We start from the raw sequence: 4,945 nt of genomic DNA, 5'->3' as shown, positions 1-4,945 counted from the left end.
AATTTCCAGCACTGGGCCGATGGCTGACACGCCTTGTTTTTATCACTGTGGCGATATTGCTGACAGGTTGCGATCGACCCGCGAAAGAGGAGAGCATCAGTGGCGGTAGCGGCACCATAGAAGCGGTTAACCATACCCACTGGGCGATAAACTATTTCAGCGTAGACGGGCAGTCAGGGCTGGATATTATCGGCCCCTGGCAGGGGGGCGGCGGTGGCTGCTGTTACGGCGTGCCGACGAAATGGAAACCGGGGATGAGGGTGAAAGTTGAGTGGGAAACGGGTGTGGCTTTTGCCGATGATGTACCTGAAATCCCTGAGCCGAAACGTCCTGATACGAAAGCCTCTTACCAAGTATGGCAAGCATATTCCGATAAAAAGGAAGAGTGGTATAAGAAAATTAAGGCACTGAATAAAGTGCATACAAAAATAGTCCCTGTTCCCGATTATTCCGGACAAAAAACCTGCGGAATAAAGATCCACTTTTTACCCTGCGATCAAATAAAAGTCACCACCAGCTGCTACGACTACGGTAACCCAAATTATCCGATTAAAGATCCGATCAAAATGGAGGAACCCCAAATATGTCCACAATGAAACCTGATGTAGTCTGGTATCCTCCGCAGTTTCCAGGTAACGGACGATTACCCACACAAGCGGCGCTAGTCGGACAAAACTGTAAGCAGCAGGACAGCCATGAACTGGCTTACCGCAATGAACTTTGCCAGGCGGCGGGTCGACTGGTGGAACCGCCGTGCTGTAAGACGCTGCATATCAGCCTGTTTTTCGACGGGACCGGTAATAATCTGAACAACGATCTTTATATCGACGTTCCTAAACATCCCACCAATATTGCCCGTCTTTTTCGCGCAACCATTGGCCAGGGTTACGCCGGTGGCGTCCAGGGACATGCCGGGGAACTGGTGGATATGGAAGGGACGTCGGGTAATAAATATTACAAGTACTACATCCCTGGCGTCGGCACCCCCTTTCCGGAAGTGTCGGATCTGAATTACAGCACGCCCGGCATGGCCTTTGCCACCTATGGCGAAGAACGAATTAACTGGGCGCTTATTCGCATTATCGATGCCTTAAGACGCACGCTGGGCAAACCTGCTTTATCCGATAATGAAAGCTGGAAAGCGGTGAAAGACATGACCTCTCGTACAGAAGATTTCGGGACTTCAGGTCAATACCGACGTCAAATAGTATTCCGGCGGCTTTTAAAAGATCTGGAACCCGACCTGAAGCTGGCGCTGAATCAGCCTGAACCCGGTAAACCGAAACTGCTGGGGATTAAGCTGTATGTATACGGTTTTTCACGCGGAGCGGCGGCGGCAAGGGCTTTTGTCAACTGGCTGGTTGAACTGCTGCCCAATTCTTTCAGAAAAGGAACGAAGCCGGATCTCTGTCTGACGCTGGAAGGCGCTAACTGGAAGGTGCCGCTGAGCGTCGAATTTCTGGGATTGCTGGATACGGTGGCCTCTGTTGGCGTGGCGCATATCGCCCCTCTTGCGGAAGGACATATGGGCTGGGCCGATAATGCAATGGAGCTGCCCGATAACGGCCTGATTAAAAATTGCGTGCATCTGGTTTCTGCCCACGAGCAGCGGCTCTGTTTTCCTCTGGATTCGATTTGCCGCCATGACGGAATCTATCCGTCCTATGCCAGAGAGATGGTGTATCCCGGTATGCATTCGGATATTGGTGGTGGTTATATGCCCGGTGAACAGGGGAAAGCAACGGCGGATGACGACGGCTATTTATTATCGCAGATTGCCTTGCATGATTTATATGCTACAGCATTTGATGCTGGTGCTCCTCTGAAAGTTCCTGAAGATTCACTTCCCTCAACAATATCTTCAGATAATTGGCGTGTTATGCCAGGTAACTTAATTTCAGAATTTATGGTTGCTGATACATTGATAAATAGTTTCAACGCCTGGCGTGAATTAACATTAAACCTTCCCTCATCTCTGGAAAAAATAAATGATGAGAATGCTGCCAGATACGAACCTGTACGTGCATCAGTCAACGTTATTACCGCGCTGGAAGTTCAAATCACCTGGATAACCGCCTGGCGTATCGGTCGCTATGCGAGTGGCAACTATACAAAACAGCGGTTTTATATTGATGCAGCCGCAAACGGCATGGATAAAGACAGCGACCCCAAAATAAGAGAGGCTTCCGAACAGGTGCGCGATATAAAACAACGGAAAGTAGAGAAAACACGGCGTAAAATGCAGGAGTCTGCTGAAAAAGATACCTATATCCCCTATCCGCCGGGGCCGAAAGATTTTGATCCCGCGTTGGGGCAGACGCAGTTGCGCCAGGCTGCGGAAGAATTTCGCGAGGACTATCAGCTAAAACAGCGTGCCGTAACCGGAAACTGGATATATAAGGGAATGGATAAACTGAGTAACCTGGTTTATACCTTCAGCGATGATGATGTAAGTGGCGAATATATAAAGATAAAAAAAGAGGCCAATGAAAAATATTCAATGCTCTTTCCTCCTCAGGGGGAAAGCAGCAACGAGCAACAACCCGGAGGGCTGGTCAGAGCATTATTTGACGATCAGGTTCATGATTCCAGGGCCTGGTTTATGCAGGCGACGCTTGATGCCAGGGAACCGTGGGGAAGTTACTTTTTATACCGGATGATCTATTTCGGTGAGCTGATGAGTAAAAATATTACACCTCTTGTGAAATACGGGCGCTTTATTGAGGGGAGATTTAAAGATACGGTTCCTGGCGTTGATTTTATTATCGAGCGAGCTGAGAAAGGAGGGGCTATTATGGGTGAAAACTCCCCGCCTGAAATAAAACAAAAAATATCCGTGGTAAACAGCTCTGCGGATATTCCCCTTACCATGTTGTCCGATCTTCCCCTTCAACCTGCGCTGACAAACGAGCCAGCGGAATTAATCGCCTGGCAGCAACAATCGCGGGAAGCGGAAAAACTGGCCAGTACGAAAGCGGCGATAGCCTCACTGTGGCCATAACGAAATGGCGTTCTGATATACGGATGCCTGTGTAAATAATACAAGGAATAAATATGAAACAGGTAATACGCGAAGGCGATAACCTGCGGGAGTATGGCGGTAAAGTTCTGGCCGGACATTATCTGTGTTTTGGAAAAGGCATTGCCACTAAAGGCGATCCGGTAAAATGCAATAAGCATGGTATGACCACGATTATTGAAGGCAGTTCGCTGTCAAAAGTGGATGGTCAGCCCGTCGCTCTTCACGGACACCGCTGCGCCTGTGGCTGTACGCTGGTGAGTTCTTTTCCCGACTGCGGTATTGCACAGTGAGACCGCTACCTGATTTTCCTGATTATCGCACCGCTAAACCGCCTGCGGCAAAACGCTGGCTGGGGGCCGGAGCATTACTGGTCCCGGCGGTCGGCGCTGCGAGTGCGTTATTACGGGGAACAGATGCAAGCTCCGGGATCGTTTTTGCCGCGATGCTTTTCACGTTAACCGTCATGGGGCTTTTCTGGCTTCTTTCTCTGCTGTATTACCGGTTTTCAATTCACCACTCATCCACCTGGAAAGCGGAGGTGGCACAGGTACAAAGTCACTGGTGGTATCAGCATCGTCGGCAGTTTTCCCTGGAGGATGTGGTGCTGATTGGCCCTGCCGGGGCGGAGATGATGGACTGGTTGCGTTTGCTTAAGCGTAAGCAAAAAGCGCCAGCAGAACGTCAGGAGGCAAACGGTAAAGCGCTGCGTGTGGCGCGTTCTTTTTCTTCCGATGCGACGGAACGTGAAAATCAACTGGCTCGTATGCTGGTACTACAGTGGAAACGGCAGCGCGAAGGCAAAAAATTGCTCTCGCCGCAGCGCTTTTACTGGCAGGGGAGCGAGAGCGTATGGCAGGCGTTTGTTGCACAGATAAAGGACTCTTTTCCAGGCATTGTGCTGCCTGAATTACCGATTATGTGGAAGGGAGAACGTTCACTGTCAGATATTGCAGCCTTTCTGGATTCAGAGGGCGATGGCACGCAAATTCTGGTGGCTGGGTGCCAGTCTGAAGTCCCCTCGGCAGAGGATTTGCTGCCTGCCGGAGAAGCCGCTGCCCTGTGGCTTGTGAGTGCTGAGGGGGCTGTATTGCTCTCACAGGGGGAATATTTTTCCCCATCGGCAACGGAATATTTGAAGGATGTCTGTGAACGAGCACAGAAGCAAAGTGAACTTGACTCAGCACCTGACGCCTGCATTCTTTTTTCTCACCCGCAACAATCTGAACTGGCAGGCAGCGGCTGGAACGTTACTCATCATTTGCAGGACAATTTTTGGGGTAATACGGGAAAACTTGAGGCTCTTGTCGTGATATCACTTGCTGCCATTTTCGCACAAAGCCAGTCGCAACCCTGCGGCTGGATAGCCACTGATCCTTTACACCCCCTGGCGCTTGGAATTGTTAAACCTCATGAAAACAGATAAAAATCAGAAAGAAACTATTTCTGCTGCGTTCACGGTGGTACTTACAGCCGTGGCGATCACGTTCCTTATTTTACTGGGGGGACTGGCGTACTGGTTTTTCATAGGTGACCATGCTGCAAAATGGTCGGTTATCTATCCGATTCTGCTGGTGTGCGGTCTTCTCTGGATTGTGCTGGTATGTGTCGTATCTCTGGTTTTTCTGGCGATACATCTTTGGATCATCAGTCGAGCCAGGCGTTCATCAGCGGCTGGACAGAGTACATCAGCAAAGACGCTGGCGTTGAAACGCCCGATGCTATCGAAAGAAATAGCCACCCATCTCCGCCGCCGCTATACCCGTTTCTGGCGCCACAAAGTCCGCCTGCTGCTGGTGGCCGGTGAACCCGCGCACATTGCCGCCATCGCCCCCGGTCTGGCGGAAAAGCAGTGGCTCGAAGGCCACCGCACGGTGCTGATTTACGGCGGCACTCTGTCATCGGCGCCGGATACTGAACGCCTGG

Annotated in this window: 4 protein-coding genes and 1 pseudogene; all 5 read left to right on the top strand. The window is 50.6% G+C overall.

Annotated elements, in window-relative coordinates:
* The first annotated feature begins 23 nt into the window (after window positions 1–23).
* A complete protein-coding gene (gene tli1a, locus KO1_RS26600) occupies window positions 24–596 on the top strand; it encodes a Tli1a family immunity protein (RefSeq protein WP_064355339.1) in 573 nt (190 codons plus the stop codon).
* Window positions 584–3,001: a T6SS phospholipase effector Tle1-like catalytic domain-containing protein gene (locus KO1_RS26595; protein WP_024274064.1), complete on the top strand. Its 2,418-nt coding sequence runs from the start codon at window positions 584–586 to the stop codon at window positions 2,999–3,001. The genes tli1a and KO1_RS26595 overlap by 13 nt, the downstream gene beginning before the upstream one ends.
* 53 nt (window positions 3,002–3,054) lie before the next feature.
* On the top strand, window positions 3,055–3,312 hold the full coding sequence (locus tag KO1_RS26590) for a PAAR domain-containing protein (protein WP_024274065.1): 258 nt from the start codon (window positions 3,055–3,057) through the stop codon (window positions 3,310–3,312).
* Window positions 3,309–4,445, top strand: a complete 1,137-nt coding sequence (locus KO1_RS26585) for a KPHS_23130 family T6SS system protein (RefSeq protein WP_224227003.1) — start codon at window positions 3,309–3,311, stop codon at window positions 4,443–4,445. The genes KO1_RS26590 and KO1_RS26585 overlap by 4 nt, the downstream gene beginning before the upstream one ends.
* Window positions 4,432–4,945, top strand: a pseudogene (locus tag KO1_RS26580) (type VI secretion protein VasK); the annotation flags it as partial. The gene KO1_RS26585 and the pseudogene KO1_RS26580, both read left to right, overlap by 14 nt.

Source organism: Klebsiella oxytoca NBRC 105695 (genome assembly GCF_001598695.1).
GTDB classification, from domain to species: domain Bacteria; phylum Pseudomonadota; class Gammaproteobacteria; order Enterobacterales; family Enterobacteriaceae; genus Klebsiella; species Klebsiella oxytoca.
This window is presented reverse-complemented; position numbering and strand designations above follow the sequence as displayed.

Coding starts and splice junctions, on each gene's coding strand:
- KO1_RS26595 (WP_024274064.1), top strand. CDS start 584: ATGTCCACAATGAAACCTGATGTAGTCTGGTATCCTCCGCAGTTTCCA.
- KO1_RS26590 (WP_024274065.1), top strand. CDS start 3,055: ATGAAACAGGTAATACGCGAAGGCGATAACCTGCGGGAGTATGGCGGT.